Consider the following 18,811-nt stretch of genomic DNA (forward strand, 5'->3'; position numbering starts at 1 on the left):
CCACCAGGCCGATGGCCAGCACCATGGCCAGCAAGGTCAGCAGGTTCAGGCTGAAACCGAGCGCCAGCATGGCCGCCGCCGCGCCCAGCAGGGACAGCGGGATGCTCAGCACCGGCACGGCCACCGCGCGCAACGAGCCGAGGAACAGGAAGATCACGAGCACCACTTCCAGGCTGGCGATGCCGAACTTGCCGACCACGTTGCCGATCGCGGCATCGATGAAGACCGTGACGTCGTACGGAATCGCCATTCTTGTGCCGTCGGGGAGGTCCAATGCGGCAAGAATCCGGCGGACTTCGCGCGAGATGTCCAATGGGTTGCCGCCAGGTGTCGCCATCACTTCCAGGTACGCGGCGGGCTCGCCATTCATGCCCGCAACCTGGTTGCGGCTTTGTGCGCCGATCTCGACGGTGGCGATGTCTTCCATGCGCACCAGGCTGGGGCCGTGTTTGACGACCAGTTCGCGAAAGCCCTTGACGCTATCCAGGCTGGTGTCGGCGCGTACATTGGTCACGACGAGCGCGTCGCGCAATTGGCCGGGCGCGGCCTGGTAGTTGTTGTCCCGGATCGCGGCCTCGACGTCGGCTGCCGTGATGCCGTGCGCGCCCATGCGCAGCGGGTCGAGCCAGATGCGCATCGACAGCGCCTGTCCGCCCAGCACGTTCACGGCAGCCACGCCGTCCACGGTGCTCAGCATGGGCTTGGCCACGCGCATCAGGTAGTCCGTGATACCGGTTAGGGGCTGGCCCGCCGGCGCGGAGAATCCGGCGTAGACCACGCCGATGGCGCCGGGAGACTGCCGCACGACCACCGGGTCGTAGGCATCTTGCGGCAGCAAATAGCGCACTTCGTTGACCTTGGCCAGGACCTCGGTCAGGGCGGTGTCGGAGTTCGCGTTCAGCCGCAGGTAGGCGTTGATGGTGCTGCGTCCTTGCTCGGACGACGAGGTCAGGTACTCCACGCCTTGCGTGGTGGCGACGGCTTGCGCCAGCGTGGCGGTGACAAAGCCTTGCATCAGGTCCGGGGAAGCGCCGGGATACTCGGTGGTGACGGTGACCACGGCGCTCTCGATGCGCGGATACTGGCGCAGCGGCAGATCCAGCAGCGCGCGCAGGCCGACCAGGGCAATCAGCAGGGCGAACGCCGTGGTGAGGATCGGGCGGCGGATGAAGAAATCGGTGAATGACATGGCGTCTTACTCTCCCGCCAGGCGCGGACGGACGGCGGCGCCGTCGTGCAGGTTGATCTGGCCGGCGACGACCACCAGATCGCCGTCGCGCAGATCCGTGCCCGATAGCGCGACCTTGCCGTCCTGGCTTGCGCCGGTCTGCACGGAAACGAGGCGGACGCGGGCCGGGTCGTCATTGCGCATGGCGTATACCGTTGCGCCAGACAAGGTGCTCTGGACGGCCTCGGCCGGCACGGTGAGCGTGGCGGGGCCGGCGGGCAGCGACACGCTGACCTGGGCGTAGGCGCCGGGCCATACGCGGCCAGCCGCGTCCGGCGCAAGCGTGGCGCGCACCCTCAGCGCGCGGTTGCCGGCGTCGACCTGGGGATCGAGGGCGGACAGCTTGCCCTTCAGTTGCTCCTGTCCGCCGCCCGCGCTGGCGACGGATACGTCGAGTCCCGGCTGCAACACGCCGGCATGCCGGTCCGGCACGGTGAAATCCACATGCAGCAGGCGGGTGTCGGTCAGGGTGGCGATGGGCGTGCCTGCCTCGACGTACTGCCCCAGGTTGACCAGCCGCAACCCCAGCGTGCCCGCGAACGGCGCGCGCACCAGGCGCTGGGCCAGGTCTTCTTCTGCCTGCGCGACCAGGGCTTTGGTTTCGGCGTGCTGCGCCGCGTGCTGTTCGTACTCGGCACGCGACATGGTTTGTCCGAGCAGCCGTTTGGCGCGGTCCAGGTTGGCCTGGGCCAGCGCGGCCGATGCGCGGTGGCGATCGAGCTCGCGGCGCACGGGCCCGTCATTGATCTGCACCAGCGGCAGCCCGGCCGCTACCGATTGGCCGCTGGTGAAATGAATGGCGGTGACGCGCCCCGCGACCTCGGGTGCCACCAGCACTTGCTGTTCGGCCACGACGGTGCCGATGGCTTGCAGCGTGGCGGGCAGCGCTTCAGCCCGGACGGGCGCCACCACGACAGGGACGGGCGCAGCTGCGCCGGCCGGCGCGGCTTGGGCTGTGGCCTTGCGCTGCGTGTCGTAGAGGTAGAGGCCGCCGATGGCGGCAAGCACGAGCGTGGCGGTCAAGGCCAGCTTGCGGCCGGCTGTGCGCCGCGGCGCAGGATTCGGGTTCTGAGACATGAGGCCCATTCGAATGGTCAATGTAGCTGCGCTAAATGCGCAGATGGCGGGATTCGCAATGGTAGGGAGGGGTTTCCCCTTAGGGAAACGATAAGTTCTCTGTCGTGGAGTTAGTTTTTCTTATCTCTAAGAGAGTGCGTGCGCGGCGCTGCACGGCGCGCTCGCGCATTTGCGGTCTAAGATCCGTACCCATGCCGACCACCACCATCGACGCGCACCCGCTGTTCAGGCTGCGTGGCATCTATAGCGAACGTCTCTCTCCCCTCAGCCTGGATCTCGCCGCGGGCGAGTGCGCCGCCATCATGGGGCCTTCGGGCTCGGGCAAGTCGCTGCTGCTGCGCCAGGCGGCCGACCTGGATCCCGGGCATGGCGAGGCCCTGCTGGACGGCCGGCCGCGCTCGGGCATGCGGGGCTACGAATGGCGCCGGCAGGTCATGTATTGCCAGGCCGAGGCCGGCTGGTGGGATGACCTGGTCGCGCCGCATTTCGCGGACCGCGCCCGCGCCGAGCCCATCATGCAGCGCCTGGGGCTGCCCACCGACAAGCTGGACGCGCTGGTGCACGAGCTGTCCACGGGCGAACGCCAGCGCCTGGGCCTGGTGCGCGCCTTGGCGCTGGCGCCGCGCGTGTTGCTGCTGGACGAGCCGACCGCGGCGCTGGACCAGGCGGCCACGGACAAGGTCGAAGAGGAACTGCGGCGCTACCTGGATGGCGGGGCCGCGATCTTGATGGTGACCCACAGCCCGGCCCAGGCCGAACGGCTGGCGCGGCGGTCCTGGCGCATGGCAGAGGGCAGGCTGGAGCCGCTATGGACGTGATCAAGCTGCAGGCCACGGATCTGGCCATCGCTTCCTTGCTGGTGCTGCTCAGCGCCGGCATCTCCTTCGCCTTGCGCTTGAACCTGCAGCGCCAGGTGTTGTGGGCGGCGCTGCGCACGGTGGTGCAGCTGCTGCTGGTCGGGCACATCCTGCGCATCGTGTTCGCGCACGCGGCGCCCTGGCTGACGGCGCTGGTGGTGGCGGTGATGATGGCGCTGGCGGCCAGGGAGGTCGCGGCGCGGCCCAGGGCCAGGCTGACGCAACGCGGCAACGGCTGGGTCGGCGCGATGGCGGTGGCGGGGACCACGGTCATCACGGTGTTGTTCATCCTGAATACGGCGCTGCGCCCGGATCCCTGGTATGACCCGCGCTACACCATTGCGCTGATCGGCATCGTGCTGGGCAGTGTGCTCAACGCCGCCAGCCTGGCGCTGGACGGCGTATTGTCCGGCGCCAGGCGGGAGAAGCTGGCGATCGAGGCCCGGCTGGCGCTGGGCGCGACCGTGCACGAGGCGTTTTCCTCCCTGCTGCGCGAGTCCGTGCGGCGCGGCATCGTGCCCAGCGTCAACCAGATGTCGGCCGCCGGCATCATCACGCTGCCGGGCATCATGACCGGGCAGATCATTGCCGGCATGGATCCCATAGAGGCCGCCAAGTACCAGATCCTGCTGATGTTCCTGCTGTGCGGCGCCAGCGGCATGGCGGCGATGGCCGCGGCCTATGGCGCCATGCGCCGGTTGACGGACGAGCGCGGGCGGCTCAGGCTGGATCGGCTGCATCCGGCCTAGGAAGCGGCTTTTTTTCCGGAAATTTCATGAAAGCTTGACGCGCGCTTGGCGATACTGCGCGCAATCTTGCATTTTCCTGAACCTTTTCCGGATCCTCATGCCACTTGCGTCCCGTTCCGTAGTCCCCCCGCCGCAGCGTGCTTCCTGCGCGTGCCGCCTCCCGGCGCGCGTCTTGCGGGAGCGCCGGGCATGAGCGATACCGTGGCGACTTCCATGAGACTGCCGGCGAGCCGCACTGCCTGGCCCGGCTGGCTGGTGCTGGCCTGCCTGGCGCTATGGCTGGGCGCGCTGGCCTGGGCCCGCTGGCTGACCTTGCCCGACGAGGGCCGTTACGCCGGGGTGGCCTGGGAGATGCTGCGCAGCGGCTCGCCCATGGTGCCGCTGCTGGACGGCATGCCGTATTTCCACAAGCCGCCGCTCTACTACTGGCTGGCCCAGATCAGCTATGCGCTGTTCGGCGTGCATGAATTCAGCGCGCGCTTGCCGTCGGTGCTCGGCGCCTGGAGCGCGGGCGCGGGGCTTTACGCCTTCGTGTCGCGCTACCGCGATGTCGCGCAGGCGCGCTGGGCGGTGGCGATCCTGGGCATGATGCCGCTGTTCTTTGGCGCCGCGCAGTTCGCCAACATGGACATGCTGGTGGCCGGCATGATCACGCTGTGCGTGCTGGCCGCGGCCGATACCGCCTTGCGGCGCGCCGCCGGACGGCCGTTCCGGGCCATGTCGGTGGCCACGGGCGTGCTGGCGGCGCTGGCGGTGCTGGCCAAGGGGCTGATCGGGCTGGCGCTGCCCGGCGCCATCGTGCTGGCCTGGCTGCTGCTGCGGCGTGATTGGCCAGGCGTGCGCGCCTTGCTGTGGGTGCCGGCCTTGCTGGTCTTCGCGGCGGTGGCGGCGCCGTGGTTCTGGCTGATGGAGCTGCGGTACCCCGGTTTTTACCAATACTTCTTCGTCTATCAGCAGTTCGAGCGCTTTTCGCAGAGCGGTTTCAACAACGCGCAGCCGTTCTGGTTCTACCTGCCCATCGTGGCGGGCCTGGCGCTGCCATGGTCGATCTGGGCCGTGTCGATCTTCAAGCCGGCATACTGGCGCGAGACCGACCCGCAGGGCCTGCGGCGCCTGGCGGCGATCTGGATGGCGGTCGTGATCGTGTTCTTTTCGATTCCGCATTCCAAGCTGATCGGGTATGTGCTGCCGGTGTTTCCGCCGCTGGCGTTCCTGGTCAGCGAGCGTATCGCGCCCGCCTGGGCGGCGGGCAAGCGCCGCGGCGTCTGGATCGCCGCCGGGGTGTCGGCGGTGATCTGCCTGGCCGCGGTTGTCGTTGCGGCGTCGAATCCGCGCGGCAGCGCGGGGCCACTGGCGCGGGAACTGCGCCAGGAAATGCAGCCGCAAGACATACATGTGTCGCTGCATGCCTTGCCCTTCGACCTGGGTTTCTATACCCAGGCCCGGGAGCCCGCCTGGATCGTCGACGACTGGCAGAACCCCGATATCCCCAAGCGGGACAACTGGCGCAAGGAGCTGTATGACGCGGCGCAATTCGATCCGGCCACGGGCAAGCGCGTGCTGATAGGCGCCGAGGATCTGCGCCAGCGCATCTGCGAGGCTGCGGACGGAGCACGTTTCTGGATTTGGGGCGAGAAGGATGACGGTGGACGATACCCCGTACTCAATGGGGTGGCCGCGCGGCTTGCAAACGAGAAGCGGACCATTTGGCGCATCGACGTGGACGCGGCGTTCCGTCAGCGTGCGTGCGCCGGCATTCCGTTCACGAACCCCGCGCTGAATCCGCCCCCAGCGCCGCAGCCCAAGCCCTGAACCGCGGCGCATGAAAAAAGGCCGGCTGCCCGAGGGCAGCCGGCCTTTCCTTGCCGCCATGCGGCAGGCGCTTAGCCGATCGAGGCCAGGGCCTGGTTCAGCGTGGCGCTGGGGCGCATGGCCTGGCTGGCGCGCGCTTCGTTGGGCTGGTAGTAGCCGCCGATGTCGACGGGCTTGCCCTGGGCAGCCTTCAGTTCGGCCAGGATCTTGTCCTCGCCGTCAGCCAGCGCGCGGGCAGGCGCCGCGAACAGGGCAGCCAGTTCGCGGTCGTCGGTCTGCGCGGCCACGGCCTGGGCCCAGTACAGGGCCAGGTAGTAGTGGCTGCCGCGGTTGTCCAGGCCGCCGACCTTGCGCTCGGGCGACTTGTTCTCGTCCAGAAACTTGGCGGTCGCCAGGTCCAGCGTCTTGGCCAGGACCTGGGCGCGGGCGTTGCCGTAGCTGCGGCCCAGGTGTTCCAACGACGCGGCCAGGGCCATGAACTCGCCCAGCGAATCCCAGCGCAGGAAGCCTTCTTCCAGGAACTGCTGCACGTGCTTGGGGGCGGAACCGCCCGCGCCCGTTTCAAACAGGCCGCCGCCGGCGACCAGCGGCACGATCGACAGCATCTTGGCGCTGGTGCCCAGTTCCATGATGGGGAACAGGTCGGTCAGGTAGTCGCGCAGCACGTTGCCGGTCACCGAGATGGTGTCCAGGCCTTCGCGGATGCGCTTGAGCGAGAACTTGGTGGCTTCGACCGGGCTCAGGATGCGCAGATCCAGGCCGCTGGTGTCGTGGTCCTTCAGGTAGTGCTTGACCTTGGCGATGATCTGCGCGTCGTGGGCGCGGTTCTCGTCCAGCCAGAACACGGCGGGCGTCTTGGTGGCGCGGGCGCGAGCCACGGCCAGCTTGACCCAGTCCTGCACCGCGGCGTCCTTGGTCTGGCACATGCGCCAGAGGTCGCCGGCTTCGACGGCCTGTTCCAGCAGGACCTTGCCGGAGGCGTCGCTGACGCGCACGGTGCCAGCGGCGGGAATGACGAAGGTCTTGTTGTGCGAGCCGTATTCCTCGGCGGCCTGGGCCATCAGGCCGACGTTGGGCACGCTGCCCATCGTGACCGGATTGAAGGCGCCGTTGCGCTTGCAGTCTTCGATGACGGCCTGGTAGACGCCGGCGTAGCTGCGGTCGGGGATCACGGCCTTGGTGTCTTGCAGGGCGCCTTCGGCGTTCCACATCTTGCCCGAGTCGCGGATCATGGCGGGCATGGACGCGTCGACGATGACGTCGCTGGGCACGTGCAGGTTGGTGATGCCGCGGTCGGAATTGACCATGGCCAGCTGCGGCAGGGTCTTGTAGGCCGCGTCGATGTCGGCGGTGATCTCGGCCTGCTTGTCGGCGGGCAGGGACTGGATCTTGGCGTACAGGTCGCCGATGCCGTTGTTGGGATCGAAGCCCGCTTGCTTGAGCGCGTCGGCGTGCTTGGCCAGCACGTCCTTGTAGAACACGGACACGACATGGCCGAAGATGACCGGGTCGGAGACCTTCATCATCGTGGCCTTCAGGTGCACCGAGAACAGCACGCCGGTGGCGCGGGCGTCGTCGATCTGCGCTTGCAGGAAGGACTTCAGCTTGGCAGCCGACAGCACGGCTGCGTCGATGATCTCGCCGGCCTTGACCGGGGTCTTTTCCTTCAGGACGGTGGTGGAGCCGTCGGCGGCGGTCAGTTCGATCTTGACGTCGCCGGCATCCGAAATCAGCGCCGACTTCTCGGTGCCGTAGAAGTCGCCTTCGCCCATGTGGGCCACGTGCGACTTGGAGTCAGCCGACCAGGCGCCCATCTTGTGCGGGTGCTTGCGGGCGTAGTTCTTGACCGACAGCGGGGCGCGGCGGTCGGAGTTGCCTTCGCGCAGGACCGGGTTCACGGCGCTGCCCTTGACCTTGTCGTAGCGGGCCTTGACGTCGCGCTCGGTGTCGTTGGCGGGGGCGTCCGGGTAGTCGGGCAGCTTGTAGCCCTGGTCCTGGAGTTCCTTGATGGCGGCCTTCAGCTGCGGCATCGAGGCGCTGATGTTGGGCAGCTTGATGATGTTGGCTTCGGGCTGCACGGCGAGGGCGCCGAGTTCCGACAGGGCATCGCCCAGCTTCTGGCTGTCTTCGAGGTAGTCGGGGAAGACCGAGATGATGCGGCCGGCCAGCGAGATGTCGCGGGTCTCGACCGTGATGCCTGCGGGCTTGGCGAAAGCCTGGACGATGGGCAGCAGCGAACGGGTTGCAAGCGCCGGAGCTTCATCGGTGAGGGTATAGATAATCTTCGGAGTAAGAGACATGATCCTTGAATCTGTTCGGCAGGCGCTAGGCGCAAACCCGAACATGCTATGCGGCCGGAAGCCGGTAGATGTTGTCGGAGAGTGGGTTCGTATGGGCAGGCGCGCGACCGGCACTGGACGCGTTCGCTTTGCCGTCCAAGGTCTGAGCAAACGACAAGGTGGGCGGCTAAGCGGACGCGCCCGGAGGAATGGTCGGTAAGCGTCTGCCCAACATGGCTGGCGCCTGCCCCTTTTTATATGGCTGGCCTGGGTGTGCCTGCCAGCGTTGCCGGCAAGATCCTGGGCCGCCTGGGGAAGTGCGACTGCCACGAACCTTCCATTGTAATACCGCGCTACGCCTGCTGGGCAGCAAAAACCCGCGGATTCGGGCGGGATATGGCCATAATGGCGCCAAATTAAACAGGGACGCATTAAATCGGACGCCCCCGGAGCCGATTGCCCGTTTGACAAAGCGCCGCGCAAGGAGGAAGCTACGTCCCCATGAATTCCCGCGCCGTCCGCATTTCGCTGATTATTACCATCATTCCTGGAATGGTGGGTTAGCGCGCGACCGCAACAGTCACAGCCACCCGCCCCACGAGGCGGGTTTTTTGTTTCACGATGACTCCAGCCCGGTAGTTCGCTGGACTGCGACGTAGCCCGATACAGCAGGTTTATCAATAGCTTACGCGCTTCCATCATATGCCGGTGCTTTCTGAAACTTGACCCGGTTCTCCCTCGCGCCGCTCCTATCTGGCTCCTGGAATCCGGGTCGTTCCAAGGAGTCATCATGGCAAAGATCAAGCTCACCAAGACCGCCGTAGAGTCGGCGCAACCCCAGGCGAAGGACATCGAACTACGGGATACCGTCGTGCCCGGCTTCCTTTGCAAGATTACCTCGACGGGACGCCGGGTGTTCATGCTCCAGTACCGCACGAACTCTGGCCAGCCCCGCAAGCCCTCGCTGGGACTCTACGGGGAGCTAACCGTCGAACAGGCGCGGGTCAAAGCGCAGGACTGGCTGGCCGAGGTTCGCCGGGGTGGTGATCCCGGCGGTGCCAAGGCCGAGGCGCGCAAGGCGCCCACGATGGCCGAGTTGTGCAAAAAGTTCATGGAGGACTACTCCAAGAAGCGCAACAAGGTCAGCACGCAGGACGGCTACCAGGGCGTCATCGACCGCAACATCATCCCGCTGCTGGGCCGCAAGAAGGTGCATGACGTGAAGCGGCCCGACATTGCGGGGCTCATGGAAAAGCTGGCCTACAAGCCGACCGAGGCCAACAAGACCTTCGGCGTGCTGCGCAAGATGTTCAACTTGGCCGAAGTCTGGGGCTTCCGCCCGGACGGCACGAATCCGTGCCGCCACGTCCCGATGTACCCGCCGGGCAAGGAAACCCGGCTCATCGTGGACGAGGAAATGGTGCGGATCTTCCGCCAGTTGGAGAAACTGGAGGCGGAGGGGCTGGAGAACTACGTCATCCCGTTGGCGATCCGGCTGCAATTCGAGTTTGCGGCGCGGCGCTCCGAAATCTGCCCGCTCGAATGGAGCTGGCTGGACTTCGAGAACCGGCGCGTGGTGTGGCCCGACAGCAAGGTTGGCGGCATTTCCAAGCCCATGAGCGAGGAAGCCTATCGGCTGCTTTCGACGGCGCCGCGTCTGGAAGGCTGCCCTTACGTCCTGCCGTCGCCGAACGACCCGGCCAAGCACCTGACCTTTGGCGAGCACTATGGCGGCTGGTGCCGGACGCTCAAGGCCGCCAGCGTGCCGCACGTAGGCACGCACGGCATCCGTCATCGCTCGACCACCGACATTGCCAATTCCGGTGTGCCGACCAAAGTGGGAATGAAGCTGACGGGCCACAAGACCGTGGCGATGTTCATGCACTACGTCCACACCGAGGACAAGCCGGTGCGCGAGGCGGCCGAGCTGGTGGCCAGCCGCCGCCAAGCCATCACGGGCGCGCGGCAGCTTGCGGAGGCGGTGGCATGAACGGGCGCCGGCCATCAGCAGCATCGCTCGCAGCGCCCGCGGCGCTGCTGGGCGACATTCGGGCACTGATCGAGGCGGCGCGCTTGCGCGCCGCCTCGACGGTGAATAGCGAGCTTACGATGCTCTACTGGCGCATCGGCCAACGCATCCACACGCAGGTCTTGGACAGGCGCCGGGGCGCCTACGGCAAGGAAGTTCTGCCCACCTTGGCTGCGCAGTTGGTGGAGGAGTACGGCAGCAGCTTTGCAGAGCAGAACTTGCGCCGCATGGTGCAGTTCGCCGCCACCTTCCCCGACGAGCGAATTCTCGTATCACTGATACGAGAATTGAGCTGGACGCACTTCATCGCCCTGATGCCGCTGAAAGACCCGCTCCAGCGGGACTACTACGCACAGATGGCCAGCACCCAACGCTGGAGCGTGCGGACGCTGCGCGAGCGTATCGACTCGATGCTGTACGAGCGCACGGCGCTTTCCCAAAAGCCGGAAGAAACCATAGCGCAGGAGTTGGCGACCCTGCGCGATGCGCAGCGCATGTCGCCGGCCCTGGTCATGCGCGACCCGTACATCCTCGACTTCCTGGGCCTGCGGGACACTTGGCAGGAAGGCGACTTGGAAGCGGCGATCATCCGTGAAATGGAGTCCTTCCTGCTGGAGCTGGGCGCGGGCTTCTCATTCGTCGCCCGGCAGAAGCGCATTCCGATCGACGACGAGGATTTCCACCTTGACCTTCTGTTCTACAACCGCAAGCTGCGGCGGCTGGTTGCGGTGGAGTTGAAGGTAGGTGACTTCAAGGCGGCCTACAAAGGGCAGATGGAGCTTTACCTTCGGTGGCTAGACAAGCACGAACGGGAGCCGGAGGAAGCCTCGCCGCTCGGGATCATCCTTTGCACCGGCAAGAAGCGCGAGCAGATCGAATTGCTGGAGCTGGACAAGTCCGGCATCCACGTTGCCGAGTATCTGACCGCCTTGCCGCCGAGGGGCGTGCTGGTGGAGCGGCTGCAACAGGCAACGCAACGGGCGCAGTTGCAAATCGAGCAGCGCAAGACGGACAACGAGTAGTCCTGTCCCAAGCAGTCGGGCGTCCCGGCGTGCCGCCGTCGCGCTGTCGTGCTGCGCATCGAGCTTCGCTGCGCGAGTCTCGCCCCTGTCGGGCTTCCATCACTGACGCCTCCGTCCCGGCTCGTTGATCCGGGCCTGCGCGCTCCGCTTGCCAAAAATCGACTCTGTGCAGTGGGCGGGTGTGGGCGGTCTTGCTGTTCCCTTCACCGTATCACGGCGTTCTCGCCGTCAAGGGCGGCGCGCGCCATGCGCGCTTGCGTCCTGGCGGCCGTCTGCGACCCCTGACTGCTTGCGCTGCGCCGTGCTGCCGCCGGTTCCGGGCAATTCCGCCCGAGCAACCGGAGCACGATCATGTCGCAACTGTCCTTTCCCTCGTTCGATTCCTGTCTGCTGGTGCGCGACGCGCACGGGCGCTATCTACCGGCATCGGCCGACGACATTCTGGAAGCTGCGCGCCAGGTCATTGACCGGAAAATGCGGCGCGGAGCAGAGTTCACTTCGCCGGCGGCGGTCAAGGAATACTTGCGTACAAAGTTGGCCAGCTTCGAGCATGAGGTGTTCGTAGTGCTGTTCATGGATACGCGCCATCGTCTGATCGAATACAGGGAGATGTTCCACGGCACTATTGACGGTGCGTCGGTGTATCCGCGCGAAGTGGTCAAGGAGGCGCTGCGGCTCAATGCGGCGGCGGTCGTCGTTTCGCACAACCATCCGAGCGGAAACCCCGAGCCGAGCGCGGCTGACCGGGCGCTGACCCAGCGGCTCAAGGAAGCGTTGGGTCTGGTGGACGTGCGCGTGCTCGATCACATCATCGTTGCGGGCAACGAAACGGCATCGTTCGCCGAGCATGGGCTGATCTAGCCCAAGGGGCTTCGGCCCCTTTTTGCTGCGCCTGGTGGCATAGCTATGGCCCTCGCGGCCTGATGCTCAGGCCGTCGCAACCTGAATCATCTCGTCGTAATGTTTCTTGTCCACCTCTTCCAGCCACTGGAAGATGTTCCCGATGACGCTGTGGCTTTCGCCTGCCAAGTTTTCTGCGGATTCCTCTGTTATCTCAATAACGTCGCTATGTGAATACTTATTGATAAAGCGGTAGATTTTTTCTTTAAGCTCTGGTGTCGTGATGGTGCAATCTTTTAGGCCAGCCTCCATCAATTGACTAATGTCGCTTCGACGCCTTGGATATTTGAAGGTGAAAAACGATTCAACAAGCTTTCGGGCGAGGTTGGCGGTCAAGAACGCCTCATCTCGATTGAGTGTTGTGTGCGCCCTATATTCGTAGAGCTTCTTGAAGATATAGTGGTACTCGGAACCGTAGTTCTTGAGTGAGTCGTCGGCATCCACAAGTAGGGAGTGACGAGGGGAGCCAGGTGGCGCATCCAGGCGATAAAAGAAGCAATTCTCGGCGTTGCCTTTTTTGACTCGATTCCTATTGGTGCCAGTGAACCAGTCTCTCACTAGCTTAAAGTAAGTGAAGTTGTGAGTCAGCACAAAAAGTTGCTTGGCTTCAGTGCATTGCGTTCTCAAAAACGAGTAGGCGTGAAACAAGTGATTAGAATCAAAGCTTGAGACCGGATCGTCAACGACGACGATCGTATCCTTGATGTTATTTCCATTTTCTTTGAGCTTCGTGATGAAATAGACAAATGCAATCGCAGTTTTCTCACCTTCGCTCAAATTCCCATCGTGCTCACCAACCCCGTTTCTGATGATCTCATAGCCTTTCTTCTTCTGATTGAAGTTCAGGCAAAGCTCAGAGCGGCCAATGAAGCGATGCAGGATGTCATTGAACTCCTTTGCCCCGACCGTTTCATTCGAGAGCGCCGCTTCTATGGCTCCGACCTCTAGACTAATTTTTTCAATTTCCTTATGGTCGTTCTTTGCTTCTGACTCAAGGTCATTGCACTTCTTCTCACTTCCAGCATAGTCAAACTCTTGCACCTCAGCCGCAGCAAAGTGAAGCTCCAGTGCCACCTTGCTTTTTGAGGTCTCAGATTTGAAATTTGAAGTCTTATTGTTGTGCTTTCCAACGAGAGCAACAATCGATTTCAGGATGTCATTGAAATTGGTGACATCGTCTTCAACCACATCCGAGATCTGAATGTCTGTCTTCCCAGGGTCTGTGATCTTGGCCTTCAGGGCTTCCCGCCAGGCGTCGATTTGCTGGTCGATCTTTTCAGCAGCAGTTGCGTAGTCCTTTTGAAGCTTCTCTGCCTCGGCCGATAGTTCTTTATAAAACTCGGTCGATGCGGGAAACTGATTAGCTGGAGCGCCTTGAGATTCAATCCATGTCGCCGCGTTCTGAAGTCGGCTCTGAAACTCCGTGAACTCCTTGCTGAAGTGGGCAGCAAGCGCCTCGGCACGAAGCTGGGCGAACGGAGAGCCGCAGAACTCGCAGGATTGCGAGTCGTGGTTTTTATGGATTTCCAAGCCTGCTTGAACCCATTCGCGGATTTCCGGGTTATCGGTCAGCCGCTGGATTGCTTGATTGACCGCCGTAGTCCCAATCAAATCTCTGATGCGGCCCGCCGCTTTCTTAAAGTAGTCCGGCTCAATGGCCGTTGAGGCGAAAGCAATGCTTGGAAGCTGATCTGGCTTGGCGGCATTCGTAAGGTCGATAACCCTCTCATCTGGAAGAACCGACTCCGCCTTGATAATTGTCTCGCCGTTATTCTGTATGAAGTTGAAGAGCTTGCGGCGGTCGTAATTCAAGTAATAACTGTCGCTCGTATCAATCGCCTGAAGTCCAAGCTTCATTTTCTTGGCAGCATTGGTCAGGAACTTCTCTAATGCCTCACGCTGCTTCTTGATATCGCTTTGCTTGTCGTCGTGAGCCTTCTTTTTCGACTGAAGCTCGCTCTTCAGCTTCTCCAGCTTCTGCAAGTCATCAATCTTCTCTTTCGCAATAAGAAGGATGCTCTTTACGGATTTGTCCCAATCAATGTTCTCATGCACGAAGCGTTGATTGAAAACATGAATATTCAATTGGGATGAGTGGAGTGTGGATTCCGTGATCGTTGAGCCATCCTCCAGAACTACTGAAAATTGGCCCGTGCTGAAGCGGGGAACCATCGAGCGAAGCTCAAAGCAAGAGAATAGATTCGATAACGTTGACTTGCCTGTTCCATTCCAACCATAGACCAGGTTGTACCGGCCGAACTTTTGGATCTTCGTTCCATTGAAGTCGCTGAAGATTCCGAACTGTTTGAGGCGGTTGATGCAGACAATCATCTCTATATCTCCGTGTTCTTGCTTTCCCATCATTTGCTTGCGAAACAAATGGTAAACGAAGAGTCCTCTTGCGTCTCCGCTTCGCGGATCGCGCTGCTCCAGGTTCGCTAGTCGCTCATCCCTGGCGGGACTGGCTTCGCCAGCCTTCCGCATCGCTGACGCCTACGGCCCGGCTTCCAGCTTCGGGCCTGCGCGCTTCGCTTGCGTGCGGTCAGCACAAAGGGATGGCCGTTGCCTTGTCCAGCCGTCTCCCCTGACTTCATCACCTTACCCGCGACCGTAGCCCGCGACCGTGTGCCGTCAAGGCGCGCAGGGCCGTGTCCTCGGCTGCGCCTGCGGGCCGCACCAACCCTGCGCTTGGCTCCTTGACGGCCCCCGTCCGCGCGCTCCTTTGGGCGCGGGCGATGAACTCAGGAAAGACGGTGGCAACAGGGCCAACCGGGTTCCTCGTGCCGACCGCACCAAACAGCCGAAAGGCTGGGCTCCGAATCTAGAAATCCGGTGTGCGGTGTGAACAGCAAACCTCTTTTGTCAGGAGAAAGACCATGCAACTCGCATCCCGTTTCGCTTTCCGCTCCCCCTCGCTGCGCAGCGATTACCCGCTGTCCGACGACCAGATTCACCGCGTGGCCCCGTCCATCTTCGCGGATGCCCCGCACGAGAGCCGTTCGCAGCGGTACGCCTATATCCCCACCGCCGCCGTGCTGACCGAGCTTCGCAAAGAAGGCTTCCAGCCTTTCATGGTGACGCAAACCCGCGTGCGCGACGAAGGCAAGCGCGAGCACACCAAACACATGATTCGCTTGCGCCATGCCAGCCAGATCAACGGCGCGGAGGCCAACGAAATCGTGCTGCTGAACTCGCACGACGGCACCAGCAGCTATCAGATGCTGGCCGGAATGTTCCGGTTCGTGTGCAGCAATGGCCTTGTCTGCGGCAACACCGTGGCCGATGTGCGAGTGCCCCATAAAGGCGACGTGGCCGGTCTGGTCATTGAGGGGGCTTACGAAGTCTTGAGCGGTTTCGATCGGGTGAAGGAATCGCGCGATGCCATGCGCGGCATCACCTTGGACGATGGCGAATCCGAAGTGTTCGCCCGCGCCGCGCTCGCCCTCAAGTACGACGACCCCGACAAGCCCGCGCCCATCACGGAATCGCAAATCCTGATGCCGCGCCGCTTCGACGACCGCCGCCCCGACCTGTGGAGCGTGTTCAACCGCACCCAAGAAAACCTGACCCAAGGCGGGCTGCGTGGCCGCAGCGCCAACGGGCGCCGACAGCAAACCCGCCCGGTGCAGGGCATCGACCAAAACATCCGACTAAATCGCGCCCTCTGGCTGCTGGCCGATGGCATGCGCCAGTTGAAAGCCTGAATCCCCACGCGGCAGGGGCAGGCAGCAGCCCTTGTCGCTTTCTTCGCTGCTGCATCCCTGAACCGATAGGAGTTATCACCATGAACGCCGTTACCCAAACCGAAGCCCGCGCCATCAACACCGCCGCCGCTATCCCGCTGGAAGCCGCTGATCCGACCAAGAACCTGATTCTGGTTCCGCTGTCGCGGCTGGTGTCGCGTCCCACTGGCCGCAACGTGCGCAAGACCCCGCGCATGTCCATTCCCGAACTCGCCGCCAGCATCCAGCGTGTCGGCCTGCTGCAAAACCTCATCGTGATTGCCGCCGCCGATGGCGAGCATTACGAGGTCGTGGCCGGTGACCGTCGCCTCGCAGCGTTGAAGCTGCTGGCGAAAAAGCACCGCATTAGCAAGGAATGGGAGGTGCCTTGCCTGCTGGTGGCCGATGGCACCGCCCGCACGGCCAGCCTCACCGAGAACGTGCAGCGCGAAGCCATGCACCCCGCCGACCAGTTCGAGGCGTTCGCCGCGCTCGTGGCCGAAGGCCGCAGCATCGAGGACATTGCAGCGGATTTCAGCGTCACGCCGCTGGTGGTGCAGCGCCGTCTGAAACTCGCCAACGTGTCGCCGCGCCTGCTGGCCGACTACCGGGCCGAGGCCGTGAGCCTTGACCAGTTGATGGCCCTCGCCATCACCGACGACCATGCTGCGCAGGAAGCCGCGTTCTACGATGCGCCCACATGGCAGCGCGGCCCGCACAACCTGCGCGACCGCCTGACCGAACGCGAAATCGACGCCTACCGGCATCCGCTGGTGCGCTTTGTCGGGCTGGACGGCTACGAGCAGGAAGGCGGTGGCATCCGCCGCGACCTGTTCGCGGAGGGCGACAAAGGCGTGTATCTGACCGATGCCGCACTGCTGGAACGGCTGGCGCAGGACAAGCTGGCAGGTATCGCCGCCAAGGTGCAGGCCGAGGGCTGGGCGTGGGTGGATGCCACGCCGGGCATGACCCATGCCGATCTGCAAGCCTTCCAGCGTGCGCCAAGGGAACGCCGCAGTCCGAACAAGCGCGACGCGCAGCGCATCGAGAAGCTGCAAACCAAGCTGCACGAACTGGCCGAGGCGGTGGATGCCGCGCTGGACGACGAGGACGAGGAAAAGGCCGATGCCTTGCAGGAAGAAGGCGAACGCCTGGGCGAGCAGTTGCAGGCGCTGGAAGATGGCTTGCTGGACTATGCGGCCAACGTGAAGGCCGCAGCCGGTGCCATTGTCACCATCGACCGCGACGGGCAGGCCGCGATTCATCGCGGGCTGCTGCGCGAAGCGGAGGCCAAGGCACTGCGCACGCTGGAGCGGCTGCGGCAGGGTTTCGGCAGCGAAGGCGAAGCCGCGAACGAGGACGCAGGCGAGGACGACGAGCAGCCCAAGACCGCCGCCATGTCTGACCGACTGGCGCAGCGGTTGAGCGCGCACCGTACCGCTGCGCTGCAAATCGAAGTTGCACGGCATCCGCAAGCAGCGCTGGCCGCCGTGGTGCATGGCATGGTGCAGACCGTCTTGCAGGAAAGGCACTACGGGCACGACCTGCCGCTGGGTGTGCGCCTCACGGTGCAAGACCGGCTGGAAGGCATGGCCCCGGACTGGCCGGAATCACCCGCCGCCGTGGCGCTGCGCGAACTGCAACAGGTGGCAGGCGAAACCTTGCCGGAGGACAGCGCCGAACTGTTCGCCGCGCTGCTGGCGAAATCACAGGATGAACTGGTGCGGCTGTTGGCCGTGTGCTTAGCTTCCACGGTGGACGTGGTGACGCCTCGCGCCACGCCGCACCAGCCCGGCGCGGAACTGGCGCAGGCCGTGGGGCTGGATATGGCCGCGTGGTGGCAGCCCACCAATGAGGGTTACTTCCGGCATGTGCCGAAGGCCGCGATTCTGGAAGCCGTTGGCGGGTTCGCGCCCTCGCACGTCACCCGACTGGCGAAGTTGAAGAAGGGCGACATTGCCAGCGAAGCCGAACGGCTGGCCGCTGGCACCGGCTGGATGCCCGCCATCTTCCGCTCCGAAGGCCCGCAGCAGACCGGGCAGGACGCGCCGGCGGATGGCGAAGCCGAAGCACAGGAAGAAGTGGCCGCCGTGGCGGATGACCAGCCGCAGGCCGAGGCTTTGGCCGCGTGACTTCGCACCGTAGATAGCGCCCCGGTTCCGGCCGGGGCGCTTCATGTTGAGGATGCCTGCCATGACCCACCAACCCGCAAACCGCCCCCGCATAGCTGCGACCTATGCCTCCGGCACGGTGCGCGCCCGCCGCTGGCACGGCGACGGCGACGTGCGCGGCTACCGTCCGCCGCGTGGCTGGACGGCCCGCGCCGACCTGACCGATCTGCATCCCCTCACGGGCCGCGCCTTGCCGCGCGCCGTGTGGTGGATCATCGAAACCAAGGAATAACGAGCCGCACCGGCCCCAAGCCGTGCCGCCTTGGGGCCGGTGGTCGAAAACTCCGGGCGCGGCGGTGGCCGCGCCCGGTTTCACTGCTCAAAGCCAAAACGCCCCATCGCCGCCTTCGGACAGGCGGCGATGGGGCCACGCACAAGGGCGCTCGTGCGCGAAATCCACGAAGCCAGCAAGTGTGGCGGCGCATCGCGCCGCCAACGATTCGACCGAGCCCCGCCGCAATGGGCGGGGCTGGTGTGGCTACGCCCCGGCTTGCTGCGGCAGGTTGCACGAAAGCGTGCCGTCCCCGACGCTGGCGGTTCGTTGTCTGTACGTCACGAAAGACGGTTCACCGACACGCCGCCCAGCCTCGCTTCTATGGAGCTTCCACACCACGCCTCAGTATGTGGCCGTGAGCTGCGGCAGGGGCGCTCTGGCCTTGTCGTCGGGGCATTGACCTGGCCCGCGTCAGGGCGCAAGCCGGTGCAGCCGTCACGCGGGGATGTCGAGTTGGCCACGTCTCCATTCGGGAGCGGGCGGCCTGTGCGTCCTTGTCTTGTTGTGAATCCTGGCGGTGGCGCGGCTGCGCCTTGTGCTTGATGGCCGCAACCTTGCAGCGAAAACAATTTCCCCTGCGCTGCGCGCATTCCTCGCGGGACAAATTCTTTTCGCTTCCAGGTTCTCCACGTTGTTGCGACCGCTGTGCGGTGCGACCAGCCCATCCCCCGCCGGCCGGATCACAACAAGG

The 18,811-nt window shown here is 64.2% G+C and carries 13 protein-coding genes; 9 read left to right on the forward strand and 4 right to left on the reverse strand.

Going from position 1 to position 18,811, the window contains the following annotated elements:
- Positions 1–1,189: efflux RND transporter permease subunit (locus tag BRO63_RS14270; RefSeq protein ID WP_179215098.1), on the reverse strand; the 1,189-nt coding region annotated here is incomplete at its 3' end.
- Between the two features lie 6 nt (positions 1,190–1,195).
- Positions 1,196–2,305, reverse strand: a complete 1,110-nt coding sequence (locus BRO63_RS14275; protein ID WP_179215099.1) for an efflux RND transporter periplasmic adaptor subunit — start codon at positions 2,303–2,305, stop codon at positions 1,196–1,198.
- Positions 2,306–2,496: 191 nt separating this feature from the next.
- On the opposite strand from BRO63_RS14275, the gene BRO63_RS14280 reads away from it, so the two are divergent.
- The 3 genes from BRO63_RS14280 to BRO63_RS14290 all read left to right on the forward strand — a co-directional run bounded on the left by BRO63_RS14280 (position 2,497) and on the right by BRO63_RS14290 (position 5,723).
- Positions 2,497–3,123: an ABC transporter ATP-binding protein gene (locus tag BRO63_RS14280; protein ID WP_088140442.1), complete on the forward strand. Its 627-nt coding sequence runs from the start codon at positions 2,497–2,499 to the stop codon at positions 3,121–3,123.
- Positions 3,114–3,911 (forward strand): ABC transporter permease, encoded by a 798-nt coding sequence (locus BRO63_RS14285; RefSeq protein ID WP_088140443.1) that lies wholly within the window; start codon positions 3,114–3,116, stop codon positions 3,909–3,911. Before BRO63_RS14280 ends, BRO63_RS14285 begins: the two co-directional genes overlap by 10 nt.
- A gap of 189 nt (positions 3,912–4,100) precedes the next feature.
- Positions 4,101–5,723, forward strand: coding sequence for an ArnT family glycosyltransferase (locus tag BRO63_RS14290; RefSeq protein WP_088140444.1), 1,623 nt, complete (start codon positions 4,101–4,103; stop codon positions 5,721–5,723).
- 71 nt (positions 5,724–5,794) lie between these two features.
- On the opposite strand, the gene BRO63_RS14295 is transcribed toward BRO63_RS14290, so the two are convergent.
- The gene (locus BRO63_RS14295; protein WP_088140445.1) at positions 5,795–8,023 is read right to left on the reverse strand and encodes an NADP-dependent isocitrate dehydrogenase; all 2,229 of its coding nucleotides are present in this window, start codon (positions 8,021–8,023) and stop codon (positions 5,795–5,797) included.
- 769 nt (positions 8,024–8,792) lie between these two features.
- Between BRO63_RS14295 and BRO63_RS14300 the strand changes: the two genes are divergently transcribed.
- The 3 genes from BRO63_RS14300 (at position 8,793) to radC (ending at position 11,914) form a co-directional block, all read left to right on the forward strand.
- On the forward strand, positions 8,793–9,992 hold the full coding sequence (locus tag BRO63_RS14300) for a tyrosine-type recombinase/integrase (RefSeq protein WP_001062689.1): 1,200 nt from the start codon (positions 8,793–8,795) through the stop codon (positions 9,990–9,992).
- A complete protein-coding gene (locus BRO63_RS14305) occupies positions 9,989–11,053 on the forward strand; it encodes a PDDEXK nuclease domain-containing protein (protein ID WP_003092331.1) in 1,065 nt (354 codons plus the stop codon). Before BRO63_RS14300 ends, BRO63_RS14305 begins: the two co-directional genes overlap by 4 nt.
- Positions 11,054–11,404: 351 nt before the next feature.
- Positions 11,405–11,914: a RadC family protein gene (gene radC / locus BRO63_RS14310; protein WP_003092330.1), complete on the forward strand. Its 510-nt coding sequence runs from the start codon at positions 11,405–11,407 to the stop codon at positions 11,912–11,914.
- A gap of 66 nt (positions 11,915–11,980) precedes the next feature.
- Here the strand turns inward: radC and BRO63_RS14315 are convergent, their stop codons facing one another.
- On the reverse strand, positions 11,981–14,437 hold the full coding sequence (locus tag BRO63_RS14315) for an ATP-binding protein (protein ID WP_001223964.1): 2,457 nt from the start codon (positions 14,435–14,437) through the stop codon (positions 11,981–11,983).
- 392 nt (positions 14,438–14,829) lie between these two features.
- Between BRO63_RS14315 and BRO63_RS14320 the strand changes: the two genes are divergently transcribed.
- From BRO63_RS14320 to BRO63_RS14330, 3 genes are all read left to right on the forward strand, one after another.
- Complete coding sequence (locus BRO63_RS14320) at positions 14,830–15,657, forward strand: DUF932 domain-containing protein (protein WP_003092327.1); 828 nt, start codon at positions 14,830–14,832, stop codon at positions 15,655–15,657.
- A gap of 80 nt (positions 15,658–15,737) precedes the next feature.
- Positions 15,738–17,807 (forward strand): ParB/RepB/Spo0J family partition protein, encoded by a 2,070-nt coding sequence (locus BRO63_RS14325; protein WP_000994919.1) that lies wholly within the window; start codon positions 15,738–15,740, stop codon positions 17,805–17,807.
- Positions 17,808–17,868: 61 nt separating this feature from the next.
- On the forward strand, positions 17,869–18,078 hold the full coding sequence (locus tag BRO63_RS14330) for a hypothetical protein (RefSeq protein ID WP_022580212.1): 210 nt from the start codon (positions 17,869–17,871) through the stop codon (positions 18,076–18,078).
- The last annotated feature ends 733 nt before the right edge of the window (positions 18,079–18,811 follow it).

Origin of the sequence: Achromobacter xylosoxidans (genome assembly GCF_002192695.1) — a bacterium.
Taxonomy (GTDB): domain Bacteria; phylum Pseudomonadota; class Gammaproteobacteria; order Burkholderiales; family Burkholderiaceae_B; genus Achromobacter; species Achromobacter xylosoxidans_C.